We start from the raw sequence: 24,245 nt of genomic DNA on the forward strand, positions 1-24,245 counted from the left end.
TCAGAAGTCCTTGCTGCAGGGCCCGGACCCGAGCTTCGCCAGTCCCGTCCGGTCGCCGGAGGCGTAGTCACGCACCCAGGACGCTTCGTCGTACATGAGCTGGCGGGGGTCGTCGATGTGGTCCAGTCCCAGCAGGTGCCCCAGCTCGTGCATGATCACCGCCACCCCGATGTCCTTTCCGTGTGGCGAGTCCATGATCTCCGAGAATTGCGGCGCATCCAGGGAAACCGTGCCCGTCACGTACGCCTGGTAGCCGTTGCTCAGGCCAATCGAGGAGCTCCCGCCCAGCCCCACGGTCTGGCCGGTGAGGCGGGGCACCTGTTCGGGGGTGGTCCATGCAATCAGGACCGGTGCCCAGCGGTCCCCGTACACTTCAGGCTGATAGCCGTCCCTGTTGGTGGAGGGTGTCTCGGAGGTCGGGCCGTCGTAAATGAATTGGAGGCCCGACGCCAGGCTGGCCTGCCGCACGGCTTCTTCCACCAATGGTTGCCAGCTCGCCGGTGCCGCTCCGGAGTTCACCACGTAATGGATGGGCCGGCAGGGGGAGTAGGCCAGGGGAGTGCCGTCCTCCTTGACGGCCAGGAATTTGTAGGAGGTGCTGGCGCGTTGCACGGGTCCCGGTGTCCCCAGGGGTGCATCGGCTTCCTCCAGGCCTGGTGGTGGCTCCTGGCGTTGGCCGAACGGCAGGAGTCCCGGACGAACTCCCTGGCTCTGCGAAGAGGAGCCATTCCAGAACTGCTGCAGTCCGCCGCTGAAGTATGCGCCGGCGCAGACCAACGCCAGCACGGCCAGCAGGAACACAATGGCTGCGATGCTGGTGTGTCTGATCGGCGGCCTGCCCGGCGGATCAGGTGGCCGGCCGGGCGGAGGGGGATAGGGGTCCGGCCACTGCGGCGACCCATAAGGTTCCATTGAACCCCCTGACGCTGCGGTCCGGGCGGACGGTGGGGGCGCCGCCGTCGGCCGCTTCCCGCAAGCATAGAGCCGCTCCGGCGACGCGTCCATGGGCCGTCGCGGCTAAATGTCCTTGCGGCACGGTGCGGAAGCCAAAAGGTGCAGCCCGTTGAGGTCCCCGTCGGCCAGCCCGTCGGGGGCGCCGATCTCCGGGTACATGAGCTGGATGGGGTCCTCCACGTGGTCAAGGCCCATCACATGCCCCAGTTCATGCTGCATGACGGCGAGCACGTAGTCCGAGCCGCCTTCTTCTGCCAGCAGCTCGGCCACTTGCGGGGTGTCCAGTTCCAGGCTGCCGGTGATGTAGCTTTTGGCGCCATTGTTCAGGGAGTACATGGTGCTTCCGCCGGTGCCGATCACGTTCCCGGCCAGTGTCGGAGCTTCAGCCGGGGTGGTCCACGAGATCAGCAGTGGAGCCCACCTGTCGCCGTACCTGTCCGGCTGGTAGGGCTCACGCTTGTCAGCGGGTGGTTCGTCGGTGGTTCCGTCGTTGACGAACTGGATGCCGGAGGCTTCGGACACGTTGGCGATCGCGGTCGCCAGCAGTTGGCCGGTTCCGGCGGGGGCGCCGGCGTCATTCACCACGTAGTGCAGAGGACGGCACGGTGAGTACCCCACCGGTGTGCCGTCGTCGTTGGTGGCCAGGAACTTGTACGAGTCACTGGGCGCGCCCGGAGGAAGTGGCGAGGCCAGTGGCGCATCTGCCTCTTCGAGTCCCGGCGGTGGCGCATCCAATGCCCGTGCCGGCGATGGAACCACCTGCCCGATCTGCGGGGTGTCAGGCAGCGCAACGCCCGGGAAGAGGCCCGTGATGCGCGGGTCGCCGTGGAGAAATCCGCTCACCAGGACTGCCACGACAGCGGCCACGGCGGCCATCAGCAGGCCGCGGACAACCTTCAACGTGGTCAGCGCACGCCGGTGTTTCGGCGCGCGCGGCGTCTCACTTTCCGGCTCCACGGCTCTCCATTCCTTGCGCCCCGGTCACGCGGGCCGCGCGGAGGACGAACCAACATTACGGGCACCTGCTCTATGGCGTCCATTCACATGTGCCCAGGAAAGGCCCGTCCTAAACGATCGCGGCGCCGAAAGCCAGCCCCAACCCGTAGGTGGCGGCCGCTGCCCCCAGGCCGATGGCCAGCTGCCGCAGACCCCGGCTGAGCGGCGATGTTCCGGACAGCAAGCCCACGACGGCGCCCGTCGCCAACAGTGCGATGCCCACCAGCGCACCGGCTACTGCCAGCGCGGCCACGCCCGTCATGCCGAAGATGAAGGGGATGATGGGGACGATGGCTCCGGAGGCGAAGAAACAGAAGCTGGACAGTGCCGCTCCCCAAGCAGACCCTACGGTTTCGTGGTCGTCGGTGGGCGGCTTTTCCGGCTGCAGGGACAGGCTGGGGTCGCAGTCGCAGCTGAACAGGCCCAGGCGTTCGGCGGCGCGGTGTTCGGCTGCCTCACGCGTCATGCCGCGGGCCAGGTAGACCAGCACGAGTTCGTTGTGCTCGATGTCCAGTGACGGTGCCGCGGTCAGCGTCGCCTGGGTGGGGAGGGTGGCGCTGAGCAGCTCCCGCTGGGACCGGACGGATACGTACTCGCCGGCACCCATGGACAGCGCTCCGGCGAGAAGGCCGGCCACGCCGCTCATCAGCACCACGGAACTGGGAACGCCGGTGGCCGCCATGCCCATGACCAGCGAAAGGTTGCTCACCAGGCCGTCGTTGGCACCGAACACGGCTGCCCGGAAGGTGCCCGACAACCTGTTCCGCCCCCGGGTTGCCAGGCCGCGGACAACTTCCTCGTGGATCTGCTCGTCGGCCACCATGGCGGGCGTGGCGGCCGGCTCGGCACCGTACGGCGACCTGCCTTCGGCCCGCTGCGCGAGCGCAAGGACAAAGACCGATCCGAAGTTGCGGGCGAGGAAGCCCAGGAAGCGGCTCCGGCCGGATGCTGCCTTGGGCATTCCGGCGTGTTCGCCGAGGAGTTTGAGCCAGTGGGCCTCGTGGCGGCCCTCGGCTTCGGACAGGGCCAGCAGGATCTGGCGTTCTTCGCCCTCACGCCGCTGCGCGAGTTCCCGGTACACCGCGGCTTCGGCCCGTTCGTCGGCCAGGTACTGGCGCCAGCGCTTGATGTCGGAGGCGGACGGCGGTGGCGGCGTTTCCGCTGCCGGAGCTGATTCCGCTGCCGGGGCCGTTTCAGGGGCGGGACCCGGAGCGGGGCTCAACGGATCATGGGATTCATGGTGCTTCTGCACGTTATCTCCTGTGCTGGGTGGGGTGGTTTCGGCCCCATTGCACCGCCCACTGTACCGCTTATTTCCGCGGTTTTTTGGCCGGTATTCCTCAACCGGAATGTTCGGCGGACCTTAATTCGGAGCCCCGCTCAACCTGCGTTCCGACGTGCCGGTCGGGTGTCTTGACCGTTCGCCGGGGCCGGTGCTCAGATGGAAGGACAGGGGCGGGGGACTCCCCGCATTCGGCCGAAGGGCTGCTTGCCGGCCCACCACACGGAGGTTGGAGCATGAACAGCACCGAACCGCACGCAAGCCACCCCGAACGGGCAACCATCGAGTCGGATCCTGCCTACGATTACGGCGAGGACCAGGAAGTGGACGAACCGTGGGTTGAGGAAGTGGACGCTCCCGACGACGACGAGCGGGTGGTCCCGATCGACGACGCGGACGACTTCCGCGAGGACGACGACGACGAACTCTAGTCCTGCATGTCGCTCAGCAGGAAGTGCCGCTCGCGCCCCCGAGGTTGTCCGACGGCGGCAACGGTCACCGTCAGCGTCCGCATCGCGCTGCACCATCGCGTGGGACGGACCGCTTGGCCCAGGGCGCGTTCCATCCTGTGAGCGTCCGCGCAGAGGAACCGCTGCAAGCGGCCGTCCAGGAACAGCGTCACGGTTCCCCTGACAACGTCCACGCCGGGAACCACCGGCACGCCGGGACGTCGGGGGAGGGCAGGGGTGTTTGTTTCGCTCAGGGGGTGGGCTTGGAACGGCAAGGATGGATCTCCTGGGGAGTGCTCTTGCCCGCTCGGTTGTCTCTGGTCCGGAACGGGCCGCTTCCTCATCCGAACCACCCGTGAACATGGGGTTGGTGTGTGGCCAGTCGGAGCTTGGCGCCACCTCTCTTGAAGCTGGCACCACCCTACCGCATGGGCCTTCTTGTTCCGGTCCCGTCCGCAGGAACACACTGTTCAAGGAAGCATCAGTCAGCACCAGGAGGCCCAATGCCCTCGATAGAGAAAAGCGTGGATATTCCCCGGCCCCAGCAGGAGGTCTTCGACTTCCTGGCACGGTTCGAAAACCTCTCCACCTATGATGCTTTTGTCATTTCGTCCGGGCCGCTCGGCGATGCTCCGCCAGGGCTGGGAACCCGGGGCCGGGGAACCACCAGGATCATGGGGCGGCAGTTTGACTGGATGGTTGAATATACGGAATTCGATCCACCCCGCCGCATGGGGTGTCCCGCTCGATCGAAGGTGAGCGGGATTTGACGGCGACGTTCACCCTGGAATCCGTTGACGGCGGGCCCCGCGTTACCGAGCAACTGCGGCTCAATACACCCATGGAGGGCCTGATGGGCAGACTGCCTGGGCCGCTGGTGGAATGGTTCCTGGGTCTGTCCCTCCGCCGCAACCTCAAGAACCTCGCCAAGGTGCTGGCTGCCTGACACTGCCCACTCACAGCACCCGGGCAACGAGAAGTTTGCCGGATTCGGTCCCCTGGCCCGGGAAAACAACAAGGCGGCGCTCCCCGCAAAGGGAAGCGCCGCCGTCGGACGTTGCTTGCAGAAGCTGCAGCTACTTGGCCGGTGAGCTCAGCTCATCCTCGGCCACGCGGGTACCGGCAACACGGTCCGTCCAGGCCTTCATGACCGCCGGGTCGGTGGGCTTGCTGAACAGTGAAACAGCCACGTAGACGATCGCAGAGGCGAGCAGGCCATAGTAGATGGGCTCGTTCGCGTAAATGCCGTCCAGGGGAGCCTTGGCGTTGATCTCAAGGATGATCATGGTGCCCAGGGTGACCACGGAGCCCACGGCCATGGACGCAGCGGCGGCAATTCCCGTGCCACGCTTCCACACCAGGCCACCGATGATCGCGACCAGGAGGCCGCCCACCAGGATGTCGTACGCAATGGTCAGTGCCGCCACGACGTCCTTGGTGGAGATGGCGATGATGATGGCCAGGATGCCGAGTCCCAGGACCCAGTAGCGGTTGGCCTTGACGTCGTGCTCAGGGTTGTCGGAGTCGTCGGTGTTGACGGTCTTGCCGAACCAGCCGGCCACGAACGGGAGAACGTCGGCGCGGGCCACGGTTGCGGCTGCGATGAGTGCGCCGGAGGCGGTGGACATCATGGCTGCGACGGCTGCGGCGAGGACCAGGCCGCCGATGCCGATCGGGAGCAGGTTGGTGGCGACTTCGGCGTAGACGTCGTCCTTGGCTTCGATCTCGATACCGGACAAGGCAACGCTTGCAGCCATGCCGATCAGGGCGCCGGCCAGGCCGTAGAGGATGCAGTACACGCCTGCGGTTGCGCCGCCCCAGCGGGCTACCTTGGGCGTCTTGGCCGTGAAGACGCGCTGCCAGATGTCCTGGCCGATCAGGAGCCCGAGCGTGTAGACCACAAAGTACGTGATGATCGTCTGGAGGCCGATTCCGCCGATGTCGAAGAAGCTTTCATCAACGCGTGCACGGATGCCGTCCAGGCCGCCGGCAGCGTTCATGGCGAACGGAAGCATCAGGAAGAAGATGCCCACCGTCTTGATGACGAACTGGACCTGGTCGGCCAGGGTGATGGACCACATGCCGCCGATGGTGGAGTACACCAGCACGATCGCACCGCCGATGGCGATGGCCAGCCAGCGCTCCCATCCGAACAGCACCACGAAGATGGTGGCGTAGGCGCCGGTGGACGTGGCGCACAGCATCAGGGTGTAGGCCAGCATGACAATGCCGGAGGTCTGCGTCGCCCTGCTGCCGTAGCGAAGGGTCAGCATCTGGGAGACGGTGTAGATCTTGAGCTTCTGGATGGTGCCGGCGAACAGGAGGCTGAGCAGCAGCACGCCTGAACCGATGGCCACCACCAGCCACATGCCGGAGATACCGAACTTGTAGCCCAGGCCAACGCCGCCCACGGTGGATGCGCCGCCAAGGACCACGGCGGCCATGGTGCCTGTGTACAGGAAGGGACCCAGGCGGCGGCCGGCCACCAGGAAATCGCTGTTGTTCTTGGTGCGGGACTTGCCCCACCAACCGAAGGCCAGCATGGCCAGCAAGTACACCACCACGATGGCGATGTTTATGAACGAAGAGTCCATGAGTGGCTCCTTGGAGCTGATGCACAGAGGTTGGGATTTCCGGCGCTGTGTTGGGCTGGCCGGAAGCTCTGTGCGTGATGACGGGAGATTGGCTCGTGTTGTGTGCCTCACAGACAACACTTGTTGCCTATGAGGATATGTTGTGACTGGAGTAACAGTCAAGGTCCTTTGGTTATGGTTACGCCGGAACCGCGCTGCGCGGAAGATGATCCGGCTACTATTGCTCCAATGACAGGGCCGCATGGCAGGCCTGAAAGGTTCGTGAATGAAGGCTCTCCCCGTTGAACCGAGCAACGTCCCCGTTGCCATCGGTTCCCGCATCCGCGCCGCGCGGCAGGCCCAGCGGCTGACCATTGAGCAAGTGGCGGATGCCACCGGCCTGACCAAAGGCTTCCTGAGCCGCGTGGAGCGGGACCTCACCTCGCCGTCGGTCGCCTCACTGGTTACCCTGTGCCAGGTGCTTTCAGTGTCGGTTGGCGATTTGTTCGCGGCGCCGGAAACCCACCTGACGCTGCGGGATGATGGTCCCCGCATTTCCCTGGGTGGCCAGGGCATCGTTGAACGGCTTCTCACCGCGCGATCGGAGCGCCGGCTGCAGATCCTGCAGGCAACCATCGAACCGCATGGCCGTGGTGAGAATGAGCTCTACGCCGTGGACTGCGATGTTGACGTCCTCCATGTGGTCAAGGGACGTATCAAGCTCATCCTCACCAATGAGGAATATGACCTCGAGGAAGGGGACACCCTTTCCTTCCCCGGCCGGGAACCACATACGTGGATCAATCCCACCGATGAAACCGTGGAAGTGCTCTGGGTCCTGGTTCCGGCAGCCAGCCGGTAATTTTTCGTCTCCGCGAGATGGCACTTAATGACAATGTTTGGGGGAAACATTGTCATTAAGTGCCATCTGGGCGGGGATTGCTAGCCCACGTGGACCCAAGGCCTGCGGGTCACGTCCGGCTCTGCTTCCCGAAGCACTTCGCGGGTCACGGGAGCGATCTCGCCTTCGCCGAAGAACAGGAATTTGCTCAGGTTGGAGATGGGGTTGCCCTCCGTCCACCGGAAGTAGATGTGCGGCATGTAGCCGGTGACGTCCCGGATGTGGAGGAGAACGGCTGCCAGCGTGTTGGGCACGTTGTTGCTGTGGACTTCCAGGATCTTGAAGCCGTGGCGCTTCCTGCCCACCACTTGGAGTTCCTGCTCGAAGTCGGAACTGTCGTCCACGATGATCTCGATGAATACGGCGTCGCTGTCCACGGGCAAGTGGTTGGCCTGCTGGGCGTGCCGCAGCTTTTCCCGGTACCGGCTGGCGCTCAGGTGCTTGGGCTCGTGGGCGATGATCCGCACCGGACCGTCGGCGTTGTTAGCGGTGAATTCCAAGGCCGCCTCGTCCATTTTGATGTGGGTGGCCCTGAGCTCGAAGGCCCGTCGTATCCGTGAAACGAAGCTGACCGCCACGATGCCCAGGATGAACAAGGCTGCGATTTTCAGGCCGTCGGGACGCTCGATCGAGTTGACCACCGTGGTGTAGATGAACGCCAGGGAGACAATGCCGAAGCCAATGAACTGGCCGCGCTGCTTCTTGCGTCGCGCTGAGAGGGTCACGGCGATGGAAGCCGAGGTGATGAGGACCAGCACGCCGGTGGCGTACGCACCGCCCTGCGCGTTCACGTCCGCTTGGAAGATGATGGTCACAGCGAAGGCGATCACGGTGAAAACGAGGACCAGCGGGCGCAGTGCGCGGGCCCAGGCGGGGGCCATGCCGTAGCGGGGAAGGTACCGCGGGACCAGGTTGAGGAGTCCTGCCATGGCCGACGCCCCGGCGAACCACAGGATGGCAATGGTGCTGATGTCGTAAACCGTGCCGAATCCGTCACCCAGGAACTGATGGGCCAGGTAGGCAAGGGCACGCCCCTCGGCCTTGCCACCTGTTTCGAATTCCGCTGCGGGAATCAGCATCACGGTGGTGAAGCTGGAGGTGATCAGGAACGAACTCATGATGATGGCCGCCGTGGTCAGGAGCTTGTGCGCGCCCTTGATCCTGCCTGCGGGGTTCTTGTCCGTATCGGTGGCGTGGCCCTTGATCTGCGGCATGACGGCCACGCCGGTCTCAAACCCGGACAGGCCAAGTGCCAGGCGGGGAAAGACCAGGAGGGCCAGGCCGATCATCAGGAGGGGATCGCCATGGGACGTGGTCAGTGCCGCCCACCAGTCGGTGATGACGTGGGATTCGGTAAAGAGGTGGCTGAGCGCCACAACGACCACAACAAGGTTCAGGGCCAGGAAGACGCCCACCAGGACGACCGCCACGTTGATGGCTTCCTTGAATCCGCGAAGGAAGACAATGCCCAGCCCTGCGATCAGGGCAAGGGTGATGACCACTTGCTGTCCCTCGAGGAAGTGCGGAGCAAACGGATTCTCGATCAGGTGGGCTGTCGCGTCGGCGGCGGAGAGGGTAATGGTGATCATGAAGTCGGTAGCGGCAAAGCCCAGGAGTGCCAAGACAAAGAGCTTGCCACCCCAGCGCGGAAGGAGCCGTTCAAGCATGGCGATGGATCCTTCGCCGCGGGGGCTTTCCTTGGCAACCCGCCGGTAGACGGGCAATGCGCCGGCCAGCGTAGCGATTACCAGCAGAAGGGTGGCCAGCGGTGACAGAAGGCCGGCAGCAAGCGCGGCGATGGCGGGCTGGTAGCCGAGGGTGGAGAAGTAGTCCAGGCCCGTCAGGCACATGACCTTCCACCATGACTGCGGCTTGTGGGAGTCCGACGGCCTCCCGTGGGGCCCCTGCCGTTTTCCCGACGTGTCCGGCATGCCTTCCAGCAGCCAGGCCTTCAAGTGAAAGCCGCCCTTGGGCCGGTTGGACGGATCGGCCGGGGGCCTCGTCAGCGTTGTCACGGTGTCCTCTCGCGCAGCACCCTGCTGCTTCAGCAAGGAGCGTAGGACGCCGTTTCCGCCGCAGACCCCGGTTTTTATGGAATCTTAACGCCTCCTGTGACCGGCATCTCACTGCATCCGGATACGCTGGCTCACTTGTAAACAGATGATGCATATTGGACAACTTTGAGTGTATGATGGGTGTCACAACCCAGATCCATCTATCTAAGGAGTGGCGCAACTTTGGAAGAGCTCCGCATTGAAGCCAACGGGAACCTCGGCCCTATCGATTCATCCCGTATCCCGCGCTACGCCGGCGCTGCGACCTATGCCCGGCTTCCCCGTCTGGACCAGGTCACCAAGGCCGACGTCACCGTTGTCGGCGTGCCTTTCGACTCCGGCGTTTCCTATCGTCCAGGCGCCCGTTTCGGCGCCAACCATGTTCGCGAGGCCAGCCGTCTGCTGCGCCCGTACAACCCGGCCTGGGACGTCAGCCCGTTCGAGAACATCCAGGTCGCCGATGCCGGTGACATGGCCGTGAACCCGTTCAACATCAACGAGGCCATTGAGACCATCCAGCAGAACGCGCTGGACCTGACCGCGAACGGCAGTAAGCTGGTCACCCTCGGTGGCGACCACACCATCGCACTGCCGCTTCTGCGGGCCGCGGCCGAACGTGCCGGTGAACCCATCGCCATGCTGCACTTCGACGCCCACCTGGATACCTGGGACACCTACTTCGGTGCCGAGTACACGCACGGCACCCCGTTCCGCCGCGCAGTGGAAGAGGGGATCCTGGACACTGAAGCCATCAGCCACGTTGGTACCCGCGGTCCGCTCTACGGCAAGAAGGACCTCGACGACGACCACCGCTTTGGCTTCGGCATCGTCACCTCCGCGGATGTCTACTACCAGGGCGTGGCCGAGACGGTGGCCAAGATCCGGGACCGCATCGGCAACCGCCCGCTGTACATTTCCGTTGACATTGATGTCCTGGATCCGGCCCACGCACCCGGCACGGGAACACCGGAAGCCGGCGGCATCACCAGCCGTGAGCTCCTGGAGATCATCCGTGGCTTCCGCGGCATGAACCTCGTTGGCGCTGATGTAGTGGAAGTTGCTCCGGCTTACGACCACGCCGAAATCACCGGTGTTGCGGGCAGCCACGTGGCCTATGAACTGGTGACCCTCATGGCCGACAACGCCGTGGAAGGGGACCGACACGGTGCGCCGAACGGTTACGCCCAGCAGGCCCTCAGTGCGCGCATTGAGGAACTCGCGAAGGCCACGCAGCGATGATCGATTTCGACCCGGGCACGGCAGCCCCTACCAGGGAGACCGGGGAGCGTAACGGCGGGGACCTCGTCGTCGAGACCCTTGAAGCGCTCGGCGCGAAGACGGTTTTCGGTATTCCGGGCCAACACGCCCTTGGCTTGTTTGACGCCATGGGCCGCGGGAACCTGCACTTCGTTTCCTCGCGGGTGGAGAACAACTCGGCGTTCGCCGCTGATGGTTATTCCCGTGCCACGGGTGAGGTGGGCGTGTTGTTCCTGTCCACCGGCCCGGGGGCGTTGACCTCGCTTGCGGGTTTGCAGGAGGCGTACGCCACGGGCGTGCCGATGGTTGTGGTTGCGAGCCAGATCCCGTTGGAAGGCCTGGGAGCGCGCCGCAAGGGCATGCTCCACCAGCTCGATGACCAAAAGGCCTCGGCCGCGAACGTGACCAAGAGCCAGCGGCTGATCCAGCATGCTTCTGGTATCCCGTCGGCCATCCAGGACGCGTGGACCGAGGCCATTTCCTCCCCGCAGGGCCCGGTGTGGATCGAGATCCCGCAGAACGTGCTGCTGGACCCGATCGTGGTGCCGCCGGTGGAGGACGCGCTGGCTGACGCCTTCGATAACCCGCCGCGCGTGGAATTGGTCCGCGAAGCCGTGAAGTGGCTCTCGACGGCGGAACGTCCGGCAATCATCGCAGGCGGCGGTACGCGCCGTGGCCGGGCGGAGAAGTCGCTGCTCTCCATCGCCGAACAGCTCCGGGCGCCGGTCATCTGCACCCCGGGCGGTAATGGTGCGTTCCCGTGGAACCACGAATTGTCCCTGCAGTCCTGGATCGAGGACCGGTACATGACCGATGTCCTTGAGGACGCGGATGTGCTGATCGTGATCGGTTCGTCCCTGGGCGAGGTGACCTCGAACTACTTCACGTTCGAACCCCGCGGCCGGATCATCCAGATCGACGCCGAACCCCGGGTCCTGGAATCCAATCGCCCCGGCCTGGGCATCCGCGCCGATGCCGGGCAGGCCCTCGCGGCACTGGATGCGGCCCTCTCCGAGGCGAGGGCAGCAACGTCGGCTGTCCGGTCCTGGCACGGCACCAGCCCGGAAGAACTGGTCAAGGAATCCCTGGCCAAGGTCAAGGCCCGTCTGGAATCACAGGACCTGGCCAAGGAACTGAAGTTCATGTCGGACATCCGTGAGGCTGTACCGGCGGACATGCAGACCTTCTGGGACATGACCATCTCCGCGTACTGGGGCTGGTCCTGCTGGGATTCCCGTGACGGGCAGTTCCACTCCGCCCAGGGAGCCGGTGGGCTCGGCTACGGCTTCCCGGCTGCGATCGGCGGGGCCGTGGGCCTGGAAACCACTGGAAAGCCGAGCCGGGTGCTGGCCGTCTCCGGTGACGGTTCGTCCATGTACTCCATCTCCGAACTCGCCACCGCCAAACAGCACAACATCCCGGTCACCTGGCTGATCGTGGACGACGGCGGCTACGGCATCCTCCGCGAATACATGGTGGGCGCCTTCGGCAAGGCCACGGCCACCGAGCTCGCCCGCCCCGACTTCGTCAAGCTGGCCGAGTCCTTCGGCGTGCCGGCCGTCCGGGTCGACCCGGACCAGGTGGGGGACGCGCTCAAGGCGTCCTTCGCCGCGGACGGACCCAACGTCGTCGTGGTTGAAACGCTCCTCAAGATGTTCGGTCCCACCCACCTGGACGATTAACGAACAGCAGGAAGCCCCCGCATGGAACACCATGCGGGGGCTTCCTGCGTTGCGGGCCACGCACGTCAGTCGAGTTCGCGGTGGGTGCCTTCCGGCGTGGCCTTGACGGCGATGGCCGAGGCCAGCAGGGCGACGATCCAGAACGCGGCAATCAGCCACAATCCACCACCGGCAACGAGGCTCAGGCCAGCCACGATCATCGGCGTGAAGCCTGCGCCCACCATCGAAGCGCCCTGGTAGGCGAGGGAGGCGCCGGTGTAACGGTTGCGGGTGGGGAACTGCTCGGCCACGTAGGCGGCAATCGGACCGTAGAGGAAACCCTGAACCAGCCCGTTGCCCAGGATGATCGCGAGGGCGAAGCCCCACAGTTCACCGTTGCTCATGAGCAGCAGGATCGGGTAGACCAGCACCACACCCAAAAGGGAGGCCCCGATCAGCACCCGACGGCGGCCGATCCGGTCGCTGAGGCGTGCGGAGTAGAAACAGATCACCAAGGTCAGGAGCGCAGCCAGGGCCTTGATGTTCAGGACGCCGTTCTTGTCGGCGCCGCTTTCAACTGCCACGGAAACGCCCCATACGGTGGTCATCGACTGGCAGACATAGAACGACGTGGTCGCGAGCAGGCCAAGTACCACGGCCCGGGGGTTGTTCTTCAGGACATCGAGCAGCGGCACGCGGCGCTTTTCGCCGGCTGCTTCAAGGCGTTGGAACGCAGGTGTCTCGGCAACCTTCAAGCGGATCACCATGCCAACCACAATGAGCAGTGCGCTCAGCAGGAACGGTATGCGCCAGCCCCAGACAAGGAAATCGTTGCCGGAAACCGCCGCGAAAAGGGACAGTGCCAGCGTGCCAAGGATCGCGCCCGCCGGCCCGCCGGCGTTGGCGAAGGCCGCAGCGAACCCCCGGTGCTCCTTGGGTGCGTGCTCAATGGCCATGAGTGCCGCGCCGCCCCATTCGCCACCTACGGCGACGCCCTGGACCAGGCGGAGAATCACCAGGGCGATCGGTGCAGCCATGCCAATTTGGGCGGTGGGCGGAAGCAGGCCGATCGCCGTCGTGCCGAGTCCCATGATCAGCATGGACAGGACCAGCATCTTTTTGCGGCCCAGGCGGTCTCCGAAGTGGCCGAAGATCAGGCCGCCCAAGGGCCGGGCGATGTACCCTACGGCGAGCGTCACGAAGGAAGCGAAGAGGTCGAATCCGGGGCCAAGGTTGGCGAAGAAGACCTTGTTGAAGACCAGGCTCGCCGCCGTCGCGTAAAGGACAAAGTCGTAGTACTCAATGGCACTGCCGACGAAGCTGGAGGCGAGAATGCGGCGCATGTCCTTGGAGTTCATGGACGTGGCTGTGGGAGTGGCAGCGCCTGTGTCAGGGGCTGTTGGTGCTGTGCTCATGTGCTTCCTCAGGTTGGTTTCTTCGTCCGTCAGCGCTGACGGTCGAACGGAATGGCGTCGAGGTCGTTGGGAATGGTGAAGGTGCCGCTGAAGTGCTCGCCGGCCTCCTGCCAGACGGCTGCGGAAGCGGACCCGGGAACCAGGTGGTGCAGGGCCAAATGCCCGACGCCGGCAACTTCGGCCAGCTTGGCCGCTTCGCGGACGCTGGTGTGGGATTTGTAGTGGTGGTCACGGGAGGCGCGGCTGGATTCGTCGGTCTTGTCGGCATAGAGCGACTCCACCCACGCGAAGTCGATCGCCTCGTGCAGGAGGAGGTCCGTATCCTGTGCCAGGGTGATCATGTTCTGCGTGTACGCGGTGTCTCCGGAGATCGTGACCGAGCCTTCGGCGGTATCGAACCGGAAGGCGAAAGCCGGGGCCACAGGAGGATGTTCCACCAGGATGGCCGTCACGGTCACCAGTTCGTCGCGGTACACCTCGAACGGTTCCATGTCCGGAGTCGGATTGTTGTTAGGGTGGTAGCCCGAGTCCTCCGGAATGACGATGTCTTCAGCGTGGAAGATGTCCAGCGGGCTTGGCCGAAGGCTGTCCAGGATGCGGTCGTTGAGGTCCGTCGCATGCGCCTTCATGAGCTGTTCGAACATCTGGCGGGTGCCCGGCGTCGGATTCTCCGGCGCCAGCGGTTGGGGTTCGACGACGGCGCGCGGCGACACAGCGGGAAGCTCGCCCCGGTTGCCGGGTCCAATGATGCGCACTGGATTCTCCGTGCGGTCGGTCAAGGCGTAGAGCCCGAAGATGCCGAGACCGGCGAGGTCGTAGACGTGGTCCGAGTGGAGGTGCGTGATGAAGAGGGCACGCAGGTCCTTCAGCTGCAATCCTGACTGGCTGAGCCGACGTCCCGCGCCCTGTCCGAAGTCCACCAGGTAAAAGGCATCCCCAACCACAACGGCCGTGGCGATTCCCGTGCGCTCGCCGGAGTCGGCTGCGGCCCACCAACGTGGTCCGCCTGCTGTTCCCAGCGTGACGATGTGCGGCTTGAGGGATGACGTCGGCGTCATGGTTCTCCTTGTTCGGAATGGCTTTCTTCCAGTGTGGTCCGCACCACGTCACTTGTATAATCAATCAATTCTAAGGAGTTCATAAGGAGAACTGATGGGTGAGTTCACGCTGCGGCAGCTCGAGTATTTTGTGGCCGTGCTGGATCACGGATCGCTGACCAAGGCCGCCAGCGAGAGCAATATCTCCCAGGCCGCTGCCTCCATGGCAATTGCCCAATTGGAAAAGAGCCTCGGGCTGGACCTCCTGATCCGGACCCGCGCCAAGCGCGTGGAGCCCACAGCTGCGGGGGTGGAGTTGGGTGTGCGGGCACGGCGGATCCTCCGCGAAACGGCCGACTTGCAAGGGGCCTTGCGCGGTTCCCACGAAGACATGCGGGGGCGCGTGTCCATCGGGTGCATGATTGCGATCTCGCCCCGGCTGATCCCCGAACTCATCCGGGCCTTCGCCGCCAAGTGGCCGGAGGTGGAACTGGACTTCGTGGAAGGCAACGCGGAGGAGCTGCAAAGGGCGGTGGGGGAAGGTGAGTTGGACGTTGCCTTCATCTATTCGCTCCAGGCGGTGCCCGGCGTCGAAATCCTGACGGTAGCCGCGTCACGGCCGCAGTTCATGCTGGCCGCAGACCATCCTCTGGCCAGCCGGAAGTCCCTCAGGTTCGCCGACCTGGCCGGGGAAGACGTGGTCCTGTTCGATGTTCCACCCAGTGCCGAGCGTGTCATTGCGATGTTCCACTCGGCTGGCATCGAACCTAAGGTGCGGTGGAGGAGCGTGGTGGCGCAGACCATCCGTGGCATCGTGGCCAGTGGCCGGGCGTATTCGGTGACCAATGTCTGGCCCGGCATTGAGTCCCTGTATACCGGGGCCCGGGTGGCGCTGGTTCCCATCGAAGACAAGTTGCCGGCCAACGAGCTCGTAGCAGTGGTTCCGCCGGGTGTCAGCCGCCCCCGGCGCGTGGAGGAAGTGATTCTCGCGGCCAGGGCGCTGACGCGGCAACCGGAGTAGCCAGAACCCAACTGACTGGCAGTAGTGGTTGTTTTGAGACGTCAATACAACCACTACTGCCAGTCAGTTCTGGGTTACCTTCTTTAGTTTCCCAAAGCAATCATTTAGGAGTATAGTTGCTTTAGGCAAACAAAAAGGGGTGTTTTCCATGTCCGTCGGTTCAGCCACGGCAACCGATCTTGTTCATCACATCTTCGACCTCCAGCGGACTCTGCGCTGTGTGGTGACCGCCCACCTGGCCCGCGTTCCCGACGTCGGAATGGCAGTCCAGGGCGTGATGCGGTTCATTGGCGAGGGGGAGACCCGCGCGACGCACCTGGCCGCACGGCTGGGAGTGAGCGCACCGGTCCTCAGCCGGCACGTGTCCGAGCTGGAAGAGCTTGGCTACGTGGTGCGCCGGCCCGACCCCGCAGACGGAAGGGCGCAACTCCTTGCATTGACCGAAAGCGGGACGGCAAAGCTCCGCGAGGTCGAAGAACAACGCAGCGCCAGGCTACGCGACTATCTCGCGGACTGGAGTGAAGAAGATGCGCTCGAGGCATCCCTGGTGCTGCAGAAACTCACCGGGTCCCTTAAAGACTCAATCCGGGCAACGGCGGCCGGTTCCACAACAACGAATCCCACAGTTCAGGAGCCACAACTATGGCCACACCAGTAGTCCAAACACCGGCCGCAGGGCGGAATGCAGCCCCGGCACCTATGACGCACCGCCAGATCATGGAGGCCCTCACCGGTCTCCTGGCAGCATTCTTTACCGCCATCCTGAGCAGCACCATCGTTGCAAATGCCCTGCCCACCATAATGTCCGAGCTCAAGGGCACCCAGACGGACTTCGCCTGGGTCATTACCGCGGCACTCCTGGCGAACGCCGCCACAACGCCCATCTGGGGCAAGCTGGCCGACCTTTTCGACAAGAAACTCCTGGTCCAGCTCAGCATCATCATCTTCGTAGCCGGCTCGGTCATGGCCGGTTTGTCCGAGACCATTCCGCTGCTGCTGACCGCACGCGTCATCCAAGGTGTGGCGATGGGCGGTCTCACCGCCCTTGCCCAGGCCATCATCGGCTCCATGATCCCGCCCCGGGACCGCGGCAAGTACTCCGGCTACATGGGTGCAGTCATGGCTGTAGGTACAGCCGGTGGCCCGTTGCTGGGTGGCTTCATCGTGGACAGTCCGCTCGGCTGGCGCTGGACGTTCTTCGTCTGCGTGCCGCTGGCCGTCATTGCGCTGATCCTGCTCCAGATCACCCTGAAGATCGAACACATCAAGCGGCCGGCCAGGATCGACTGGCTCGGTGCGATCCTGCTGACTTCCGGCGTGAGCCTCCTCCTGATCTGGGTTTCCTTCGCGGGCAACCCCGAATACTACGACTGGGTGTCCTGGCAGTCGGCCCTCATGGTGGGCGGCGGCGTGGCGCTCCTGGCCCTCCTGGTGTTCGTGGAGACCAAGGTTTCCCAGCCGATCATTCCCCTCAAGATCATCTCGGAGCGCACCACCGCCCTGGCCATCCTGGCATCCGTTGCCGTTGGTATTGCGATGTTCGGTTCCTCCACCTTTCTGGGCCAGTACTTCCAGGTCTCCCGCGGCGCCACACCCACTGAGGCAGGCCTCCTGACGCTGCCGATGATCGCAGGAAACTTGGTGGGTTCGGTGGCTTCAGGTGTGTTGATCAGCCGCTTCGGCAAATGGAAGCGGTTCCTGATTGCAGGTTCTGTCCTTTTGATCGGCGGGCTCGCCTTCGCGGGCACCATGGACCACACCACCGAGCTGTGGATCGTAGCCATCTACACCGGCGTGTTCGGCCTCGGCCTAGGCATGCTCATGCAGAACCTGGTGCTCGCGGTACAGAACACCGTGCAGGCCAAGGACATTGGTACTGCCAGTGCTTCGGTTGCTTTCTTCCGCTCCGTAGGTGGGGCGATCGGCGTTTCGGTCCTCGGGGCCATCATGTCCAACCATGTGAAGGACCTGGCCACCGAAGGCCTGGCAGCGGCAGGCATTCCCGTCCAGGGCGGTGCCTCCGGGGCCAGTATGGACCTGGCGGACATGCCCGCTCCGATCCGCGACATCATGCGTGCCGCTTACGGCGATGCCACCGCGCAGATCTTCCTGATCTCTGCCTTCATCAGCGTCGTTGCCCTCCTGGCTGTCCTGTTCATCAAGGAACGCCCGCTTCGCCGGACCGTTGATGCGGCACCCGAAAAGGAACTCATCGCCGCCGCTTCCGGCGAGGCCGCGATGGCACTGGATACAACGTCCATGGACGCGGTGCCGGGCCCGTCCGGTGCGGACCAGGCGCACGACGCCGGAACGCGGCTGGGTGCCGGAGCTCCCCTGAATGCGGGGAACCACCCGGGTGCTGGTTCCCGGGAGGGCGCGGGTTCCGGTGAGGTTCCCAGCCGTCCGGCGGCGGGGGAACGGTCAGCCGATGACCTTGACCTCGAGTTCGCCAGGATCCTGACGCAGGAACGGCCCCACGCCGCGTCCGACGTCAAGGAACTCCAAGAGCAACTCTCCAGGACGCAATATGTCCTGGCTGAACAGCAGCTCCAGCTCAGCCGGGCCAATGTTGAGCTCCAGGCGCGTCTCCGTGACCAGCAGACTGTTGCGGAACAGCAGGCCCGCACTGCCGACGAGTTGAAGGCACTCCGGAAGGAACTCAGGCGTGAGCGCCGCGAGCAGGAGCGCATGGCGTTGCTGCTTCTGCAGGGAGTTGAGTCCCGGGCCGACCACGGCAAGCACGCAGGCTAGAACCGCCAGCAGTTCCTGTGCAGATTTGCTCCTCCGAACTGTGCGGAATGAGGCGGACAGGGCATGATGAAAGCGCCGGTTGGGATCCCAGCCGGCGCTTTGCCGTGATTGGGCCCGCCAGCCTCGATGAGTCTGCCATGGTCACTCACCGATATTCGTAATACGATTGTGTGCATGGAACGCAAGATGCACGGCAGAGAGGTCTCGGAGACCGAGATCGATGAATGGGTCGAGGAGGCCGACGCCGGTTACGACCCCGAGGAGTTGAAGGCGCGGATGGGGCGCCCGGCCCGGGGAGCGGAGGCGTCTCAGGTCATTCCCGTACGACTGACAGTCGACGAGCTTGCAGCGGTGATGGCACGAGCAGAGCGGGAGCACCTCAACCGGTCTGAAGCGATCCGCGCCGCATTGGCCGCTTGGTCACACGCGGCGTGAACGTCCGCCGCTCGGCACACAAGCACGGGATCAGCTCCGCTGACGCGGTTGAGGCGGCGACTTACCTATCCGTCGCATGCCTTATCCGCCGACGAGATACTCCGCTGGGATGATCTTTCCCCGAGGTTGTTTCGCTGGGGCAACGGATTTCGTAGAGTGGGGAGGCTAATACTGTCAGCGCCTGCTGCTAGAACTTTTCTTACCTCATTCACTCACTCTCTCCTTAAGGATTCGTGGGCATGCTTGTCACCCTGATACGGCGCTATTCAAGACCGTATGTGCCGCAGATTGTGGCCGTCCTCATCTTCCAGCTGGCGTCCACCATCGCCACGCTCTATCTCCCCAGCCTTAATGCCCGGATCATTGATGAGGGAGTCTCCCGCGGAGACACCGACTTCATCTGGCGGACCGGCGCACTTATGCTCGCGGTGGCATTGGGCCAGGTGGTGACAGCCATAGCGGCCGTCTATTTCGGCTCGCGGACGGCCATGGCCATCGGGCGCGACCTCCGGCGCAGTGTGTTCCGACAAGTCAGCAGTTTCTCCGCCCAGGACGTTAACAAGTTCGGCGCGCCCACCCTCATCACGCGCGGCACCAACGATGTCCAGCAGGTGCAGATGCTGGTCCTGATGGGCCTGAACTTCATGGTTTCCACGCCGATCATGTGCGTTGGCGGCATCATCATGGCCCTGCGCGAGGACTTAAGCCTTTCATGGCTGGTGTGGGTCTCGGTTCCAGTGCTGGTGGCCGTGGTTGGCTACTTGGTGGTGCGCCTGATGCCCCTGTTCCGTTCCATGCAGGCCAAGATCGATTCCATTAATGGTGTGCTGCGTGAGCAGATCATTGGCATCCGCGTGGTCCGGGCCTTCGTCCGCGAGCCCTACGAGGCCAAGCGTTTTGGTGAGGCCAACCAGGATCTCACTGCAGTATCCGTCAAGATCGGCAACCTTTTTGTCCTCATGTTCCCGGCCATCGGCATGATCCTGCACCTGTCCACTGCGGCGGTGCTGTGGTTTGGCGGCCAGCGGGTGGACTCCGGCGAAATGCAGGTCGGTGCCCTGACCGCGTTCCTGCAATACCTCCTGCAGATCCTGATCGCCGTCATGATGGGCACCTTCATGGCCATGATGATTCCGCGCGCCTCGGTGTGTGCGGACCGCATCGGCGAGGTTCTCGACGTCGAACCTTCCATCCACAACCCCAGCTCGCCGGTGGTGCCCGCCCAGAAGAAGGGCCATGTCGAATTCCGCAACGTCACTTTCAAGTACCCGGGCGCTGAGGCGCCCGTGCTGAGCAACGTCTCGTTCACTGCCGAGCCAGGCCAGACGCTGGCCATCATCGGATCCACCGGGGCCGGCAAGACCACGCTGATCTCCCTGCTGCCGCGGCTCTATGACGTCGCGTCCGGCGATGTACTGCTCGACGGCGTTCCGGTCACCAGGCTGGATGCCTCCGAAATCACCAGCCGTGTCGCGGCAGTTCCACAAAAGCCATACCTGTTCTCCGGGACCATCGAACACAACCTCCGTTTTGGCAAACCAAACGCTACTGACGAGGAACTGTGGGACGCGCTGGAAACCGCGCAGGCCAAGGACTTCGTCATGGAGAAGGCATCCGGGCTGGGCCGGCGCATTGCGCAGGGCGGCACTAACGTGTCCGGCGGTCAGCGGCAGCGGCTGTCCATAGCGAGGGCTTTGGTTACCAAGCCCAACGTGTACCTCTTTGATGATTCGTTCTCCGCCCTCGATGTCGCCACGGATGCCCGCCTGCGCAAGGCACTGAAGGCCAAGACACAGGACGCCACGGTGATCATCGTGGCGCAGCGGGTGTCCACGATTGCCGAGGCCGACCAGATCCTGGTCCTGGACAACGGACGGATCGTGGACCGTGGGACCCATGAGGAACTTCTGGAAACTTCGCCCACTTACCAGGAAATCGTTGAATCCCAGTTGAGCGTGGAGGAAGTGGCATGAGCGGGCAGGACCAGCAAAAGAAGCGTGGTTGGGCTGCCAAAGCTGAGGCCGCCAAAGCCGCTCGTGCCAACACCGAGGCCGAGGTGGCCACTGACGTCGTCGAGGACGAGGATTTCGTCGAGGAGGAGTACGTTCCGACTGAAGCCGACGGTGGCATGTTCGGCGATGTTCCGGCCAAGAAGGCCAAGGCGTTCTGGCCGTCAGCCAAACGGCTGATGGGGTTGCTCAAGCCCGAGAGCGTTGGGGTGTACATCGTGATCGGCCTTGTGGTGGTCTCGGTGGTCCTGAACGTCATCGCCCCCAAGGTCCTGGGCAGTGCCATGGACGTCATCTTCGGTGGTGTCATCGGCAAGCAGCTTCCCCCCGGTGTTACGCCGGAGCAGTTCGCAGAGCTTATGCGCCAGCAAGGCCAGGACAACTTCGCGGACATGGTCTCCAAGATGGAACTCACCAACGGGATCGACTTCCCCAAGCTGACGTTCCTGATCTCGATCGTGTTGCTGATGTATTTTGTTGCCAACATTTTCCTGTGGGCCCAGGGCTGGCTTCTGAACAGGATCGTCATGCGCGTCATCAAGAAGCTCCGTGACGATGTCCAGGCCAAGCTGAACCGCCTCCCGCTGAACTACTTCGATACCCGCCAGCGCGGCGACATCCTTTCACGCGTCACCAACGATGTCGACAACGTCCAGCAGGGCCTCCAGCAGGCCTTCGCGCAGCTCGTCAGCTCTGTCCTGACTGTTCTGGGCATCATCGTCATGATGTTCATCGTGTCCTGGGAGCTGGCGCTGATTGCGCTGATCGCCCTGCCGCTTTCCGGCGTCATGGCCGGTGTCATCGGTGCCAGGAGCCAGAAGCTCTTCGCCGCGCAGTGGAAGAACACGGGCGCACTGAATGGCCAGATCGAGGAGTCCTTCTCCGGTCACGACCTCGTCAAGGTGTTCGGCCGGGACGCTGACATGCTGGTGCGATTCGACGAGAAGAACGAGGAACTGTACAAGGCGTCATTTGGCGCCCAATTCGTGTCCGGCATCATTTTCCCGGCCATGAACTTTGTGTCCTACCTGTCGTACGTCGGAATTGCCGTGGTGGGTGGACTCCGCGTGGCATCAGGATCCATGAGCCTGGGCGATGCCACGGCATTTATCCAGTACTCCCGTGAATTCACCCAGCCCCTCGGCCAAATCGCGGGCATGGCCAACATGCTGCAGTCCGGTGTGGCCTCGGCAGAGCGGGTGTTCGAGTTCCTCGATGCCGACGAGGAAGTCCAGGAATCCGGCACCAAGCACTTGCCGGCCAAGACGGACGGCCATGTGGAGTTCGAACACGTGAGCTTCAGTTACGTCGAGGACAAGCCGCTGATTGAGGATCTCTCGTTCAGCGCCGAACCCGGCCACACCGTGGCAATCGTGGGTCCTACAGGCGCCGGGAAAACCACCCTCGTGAATCTGGTCATGCGATTCTACGAGCTCAACGCGGGGCGGATCACCCTGGACGGCGTGGACATCAAGGACCTCAGCCGTGCCGAACTGCGCTCGAAGGTGGGGATGGTGCTGCAGGACGCCTGGCTCTTCGGCGGAACCATCTACGACAACATCCGGTACGGCAACCTCGACGCCACCGAGGAACAGATCATGGAAGCCGCCAAGGCCACTTACGTGGACCGGTTTGTCCGGGCGCTGCCCGATGGGTACCAAACAATCATCGACGAAGAAGGCAACAATGTCAGTGCCGGTGAGAAGCAGCTGATCACCATCGCGCGGGCGTTCGTTTCCGATCCCTCGTTGCTGATCCTCGACGAAGCCACCAGCTCCGTGGACACCCGTACGGAACTGTTGCTGCAGAAGGCCATGGCCGCCCTCCGCACAGACCGCACGAGCTTCGTCATTGCCCACCGCCTCTCCACCATCCGTGATGCCGATACCATCCTCGTCATGGAGAACGGGCGAATCGTGGAACAAGGCAACCACAACCAGCTGCTTGCACTGCAGGGTGCCTACAACCGTTTGTACATGTCCCAGTTCGCGGGTGAGAACGCCGGGGAAACCGCGGTCGACGATTCAACGGCGGTGCACAGCTGAACGACAAGGCACCCCGGCGCATAGAGGTCCACGTGCCCATGCGCTGGGGTGACATGGACGCTTATGGACACATCAACAACGTGCAGATCGTGCGCATGTTGGAGGAAGCACGTATCGCAGCCTTCGGGCCGCCCGCGGGCGCCGGTTTACCCGGCATAGAGCCGCCTGCCGCGTTGTTCAACGACGTTGGCGAGGGTGTCATGACCCTGGTTGTCGAACACAAGGTGCGGTACGTGCGCACCCTTGATTACCGCAACATCCCAGCCGTCGTGGAGATTTGGGTGGGCGCCATCAAGGGTGCCAGCTTCGACCTCCACTACGTCATCAAGGATCCTGTGACCCTGGAGGACTGCGTCAAGGCCAGCACCCACCTCGCTTTCGTTGCCGAGGACACGGGACGGGTCTTGCGGCTTACCCCCGAGCAAAAAGAACAGCTGGTTGCCTACCAGGCGTGAGCCAGGCTTCCGGATGCGCGGCCCGGAGGGTTTCATCCTCCGGGCCGCACGTGTGTGCAGAGTCCGGCGCACGTAGAGTTTGACCATGGACCTCGAGATCGCCGTAACGAGCGCTGCGGGCGCCGGAACCTCTGCTGCGGAGGGCGCCAACAGGATCGAACTCTGCGGTGCTTTGGAGCTCGGCGGCATCACACCCAGCCAAGGCCTCCTTGAAGCGAGCATGGAGCACGTTGACGGACGCTTGGGCATCCACGCCCTGGTCCGGTGCCGCCCCGGCGACTTCCACTATTCGGCCTCGGATGTGGACACCATGGTTCACGAGATCCGCCATGTGCTGGCGCTGGGAGCCGATGGGGTGGTGGTGGGAGCCCTGACCCGTGACGGCGAAGTGGATGTGCCGGTCATTCGGCGGCTCGTGGACAGTGCCAGGCAGACCCGTCCGGATGCGCACGTGACGTTCCATCGTGCCATCGATCAGTCTCAGGACCCCCTGCGGGCGCTCGAACAACTTCTCGAGCTCGGTTTCACTCGCGTCCTGACTTCCGGCCACGAAGCAACAGCCGGAGCAGGGCTGGCCACGCTGTCCCGGCTGGTTGAGCGCTCAGCCGGGAAGATCGAGATCATGGCCGGGGGAGGACTGAAGCTCTCTGACATCCCGGACATGCACGCCGCCGGGCTCGCCGCTGTTCATCTGTCCGCCAAGAGGACTGTGTCCACACTTGCCGATCAGACGGTTTCCCTCGGCACCCAGGATGGCGAAGACCCCACGGCGTACACGGTGACTGACCGTGAGACCGTTCGCGCAGCGAGGGCTGCGGTGAATGCCGTCAACCTGCAGTCGAGGATCTAGGAACCCCCCAATCCCACTCATCGCGCATCGCAGTACCCTTTACAGTCTCCGCAAAATACCCGGATGATGTAAGGATTCACCAACATGGTGAATCCGCCCC

General features: G+C 63.8%; 22 protein-coding genes and 1 riboswitch. Of the genes, 14 read left to right on the forward strand and 8 right to left on the reverse strand.

The window, feature by feature from the left end; translation table 11 throughout:
* From ACUYMZ_RS06090 to ACUYMZ_RS06100, 3 genes are all read right to left on the reverse strand, one after another.
* Positions 1–912: a matrixin family metalloprotease gene (locus tag ACUYMZ_RS06090; protein WP_481602438.1), complete on the reverse strand. Its 912-nt coding sequence runs from the start codon at positions 910–912 to the stop codon at positions 1–3.
* A 105-nt stretch (positions 913–1,017) separates the two neighbouring features.
* Positions 1,018–1,911 carry a matrixin family metalloprotease gene (locus ACUYMZ_RS06095; protein ID WP_481602439.1) on the reverse strand — a complete coding sequence of 298 codons (894 nt, stop codon included), beginning with the start codon at positions 1,909–1,911 and terminating at the stop codon, positions 1,018–1,020.
* A gap of 109 nt (positions 1,912–2,020) precedes the next feature.
* Positions 2,021–3,202 (reverse strand): VIT1/CCC1 transporter family protein, encoded by a 1,182-nt coding sequence (locus tag ACUYMZ_RS06100; RefSeq protein ID WP_481602440.1) that lies wholly within the window; start codon positions 3,200–3,202, stop codon positions 2,021–2,023.
* Positions 3,203–3,468: 266 nt separating this feature from the next.
* On the opposite strand from ACUYMZ_RS06100, the gene ACUYMZ_RS06105 reads away from it, so the two are divergent.
* Positions 3,469–3,663, forward strand: coding sequence for a hypothetical protein (locus ACUYMZ_RS06105; RefSeq protein WP_481602441.1), 195 nt, complete (start codon positions 3,469–3,471; stop codon positions 3,661–3,663).
* On the opposite strand, the gene ACUYMZ_RS06110 is transcribed toward ACUYMZ_RS06105, so the two are convergent.
* Complete coding sequence (locus ACUYMZ_RS06110; RefSeq protein ID WP_481602442.1) at positions 3,660–3,956, reverse strand: hypothetical protein; 297 nt, start codon at positions 3,954–3,956, stop codon at positions 3,660–3,662. The genes ACUYMZ_RS06105 and ACUYMZ_RS06110 overlap by 4 nt on opposite strands.
* Positions 3,957–3,971: 15 nt before the next feature.
* Positions 3,972–4,091: riboswitch (SAM riboswitch) on the reverse strand.
* Positions 4,092–4,184: 93 nt separating this feature from the next.
* Here ACUYMZ_RS06110 and ACUYMZ_RS06115 point away from each other — a divergent pair.
* Both ACUYMZ_RS06115 and ACUYMZ_RS06120 read left to right on the forward strand, forming a co-directional pair.
* Positions 4,185–4,451, forward strand: a complete 267-nt coding sequence (locus ACUYMZ_RS06115) for an SRPBCC family protein (protein ID WP_481602443.1) — start codon at positions 4,185–4,187, stop codon at positions 4,449–4,451.
* Positions 4,448–4,627 carry an SRPBCC family protein gene (locus ACUYMZ_RS06120; RefSeq protein ID WP_481602444.1) on the forward strand — a complete coding sequence of 60 codons (180 nt, stop codon included), beginning with the start codon at positions 4,448–4,450 and terminating at the stop codon, positions 4,625–4,627. The genes ACUYMZ_RS06115 and ACUYMZ_RS06120 overlap by 4 nt, the downstream gene beginning before the upstream one ends.
* A 130-nt stretch (positions 4,628–4,757) precedes the next feature.
* On the opposite strand, the gene ACUYMZ_RS06125 is transcribed toward ACUYMZ_RS06120, so the two are convergent.
* Positions 4,758–6,275 (reverse strand): sodium:solute symporter family protein, encoded by a 1,518-nt coding sequence (locus ACUYMZ_RS06125; protein ID WP_481602445.1) that lies wholly within the window; start codon positions 6,273–6,275, stop codon positions 4,758–4,760.
* A gap of 265 nt (positions 6,276–6,540) precedes the next feature.
* Here ACUYMZ_RS06125 and ACUYMZ_RS06130 point away from each other — a divergent pair, with 265 nt between their 5' ends.
* Positions 6,541–7,116, forward strand: a complete 576-nt coding sequence (locus ACUYMZ_RS06130; protein ID WP_481602446.1) for a helix-turn-helix domain-containing protein — start codon at positions 6,541–6,543, stop codon at positions 7,114–7,116.
* A gap of 80 nt (positions 7,117–7,196) precedes the next feature.
* Here the strand turns inward: ACUYMZ_RS06130 and ACUYMZ_RS06135 are convergent, their stop codons facing one another.
* Positions 7,197–9,170: an APC family permease gene (locus tag ACUYMZ_RS06135; protein ID WP_481602447.1), complete on the reverse strand. Its 1,974-nt coding sequence runs from the start codon at positions 9,168–9,170 to the stop codon at positions 7,197–7,199.
* A gap of 222 nt (positions 9,171–9,392) precedes the next feature.
* Here ACUYMZ_RS06135 and speB point away from each other — a divergent pair, with 222 nt between their 5' ends.
* Both speB and ACUYMZ_RS06145 read left to right on the forward strand, forming a co-directional pair.
* Positions 9,393–10,448, forward strand: a complete 1,056-nt coding sequence (speB, locus tag ACUYMZ_RS06140) for an agmatinase (RefSeq protein WP_426006240.1) — start codon at positions 9,393–9,395, stop codon at positions 10,446–10,448.
* Entirely contained in the window at positions 10,445–12,148 is a 1,704-nt protein-coding gene (locus ACUYMZ_RS06145; protein WP_481602448.1) for a thiamine pyrophosphate-binding protein, read from the forward strand. Before speB ends, ACUYMZ_RS06145 begins: the two co-directional genes overlap by 4 nt.
* A 65-nt stretch (positions 12,149–12,213) precedes the next feature.
* On the opposite strand, the gene ACUYMZ_RS06150 is transcribed toward ACUYMZ_RS06145, so the two are convergent.
* Together ACUYMZ_RS06150 and ACUYMZ_RS06155 are read right to left on the reverse strand one after the other, a co-directional pair.
* Positions 12,214–13,542 carry an MFS transporter gene (locus ACUYMZ_RS06150; RefSeq protein WP_426006242.1) on the reverse strand — a complete coding sequence of 443 codons (1,329 nt, stop codon included), beginning with the start codon at positions 13,540–13,542 and terminating at the stop codon, positions 12,214–12,216.
* Between the two features lie 29 nt (positions 13,543–13,571).
* Positions 13,572–14,600, reverse strand: a complete 1,029-nt coding sequence (locus ACUYMZ_RS06155) for an MBL fold metallo-hydrolase (RefSeq protein ID WP_481602449.1) — start codon at positions 14,598–14,600, stop codon at positions 13,572–13,574.
* A 94-nt stretch (positions 14,601–14,694) separates the two neighbouring features.
* Here ACUYMZ_RS06155 and ACUYMZ_RS06160 point away from each other — a divergent pair, with 94 nt between their 5' ends.
* The 8 genes from ACUYMZ_RS06160 (at position 14,695) to ACUYMZ_RS06195 (ending at position 24,145) form a co-directional block, all read left to right on the forward strand.
* Positions 14,695–15,600 carry a LysR substrate-binding domain-containing protein gene (locus tag ACUYMZ_RS06160; RefSeq protein WP_481602450.1) on the forward strand — a complete coding sequence of 302 codons (906 nt, stop codon included), beginning with the start codon at positions 14,695–14,697 and terminating at the stop codon, positions 15,598–15,600.
* A 148-nt stretch (positions 15,601–15,748) separates the two neighbouring features.
* Complete coding sequence (locus ACUYMZ_RS06165) at positions 15,749–16,258, forward strand: MarR family winged helix-turn-helix transcriptional regulator (protein ID WP_426006245.1); 510 nt, start codon at positions 15,749–15,751, stop codon at positions 16,256–16,258.
* Positions 16,243–18,351, forward strand: coding sequence for an MFS transporter (locus ACUYMZ_RS06170; protein WP_481602451.1), 2,109 nt, complete (start codon positions 16,243–16,245; stop codon positions 18,349–18,351). Before ACUYMZ_RS06165 ends, ACUYMZ_RS06170 begins: the two co-directional genes overlap by 16 nt.
* A 186-nt stretch (positions 18,352–18,537) precedes the next feature.
* Positions 18,538–18,786, forward strand: a complete 249-nt coding sequence (locus tag ACUYMZ_RS06175) for a ribbon-helix-helix protein, CopG family (protein WP_426006247.1) — start codon at positions 18,538–18,540, stop codon at positions 18,784–18,786.
* Between the two features lie 239 nt (positions 18,787–19,025).
* Positions 19,026–20,759 (forward strand): ABC transporter ATP-binding protein, encoded by a 1,734-nt coding sequence (locus ACUYMZ_RS06180; protein WP_481602452.1) that lies wholly within the window; start codon positions 19,026–19,028, stop codon positions 20,757–20,759.
* Positions 20,756–22,840, forward strand: coding sequence for an ABC transporter ATP-binding protein (locus ACUYMZ_RS06185; protein ID WP_442423873.1), 2,085 nt, complete (start codon positions 20,756–20,758; stop codon positions 22,838–22,840). Before ACUYMZ_RS06180 ends, ACUYMZ_RS06185 begins: the two co-directional genes overlap by 4 nt.
* 38 nt (positions 22,841–22,878) lie before the next feature.
* Positions 22,879–23,295, forward strand: a complete 417-nt coding sequence (locus tag ACUYMZ_RS06190) for an acyl-CoA thioesterase (protein WP_481605824.1) — start codon at positions 22,879–22,881, stop codon at positions 23,293–23,295.
* Between the two features lie 85 nt (positions 23,296–23,380).
* Complete coding sequence (locus ACUYMZ_RS06195; protein WP_481602453.1) at positions 23,381–24,145, forward strand: copper homeostasis protein CutC; 765 nt, start codon at positions 23,381–23,383, stop codon at positions 24,143–24,145.
* The last annotated feature ends 100 nt before the right edge of the window (positions 24,146–24,245 follow it).

Source organism: Arthrobacter sp. T572 (genome assembly GCF_056780115.1).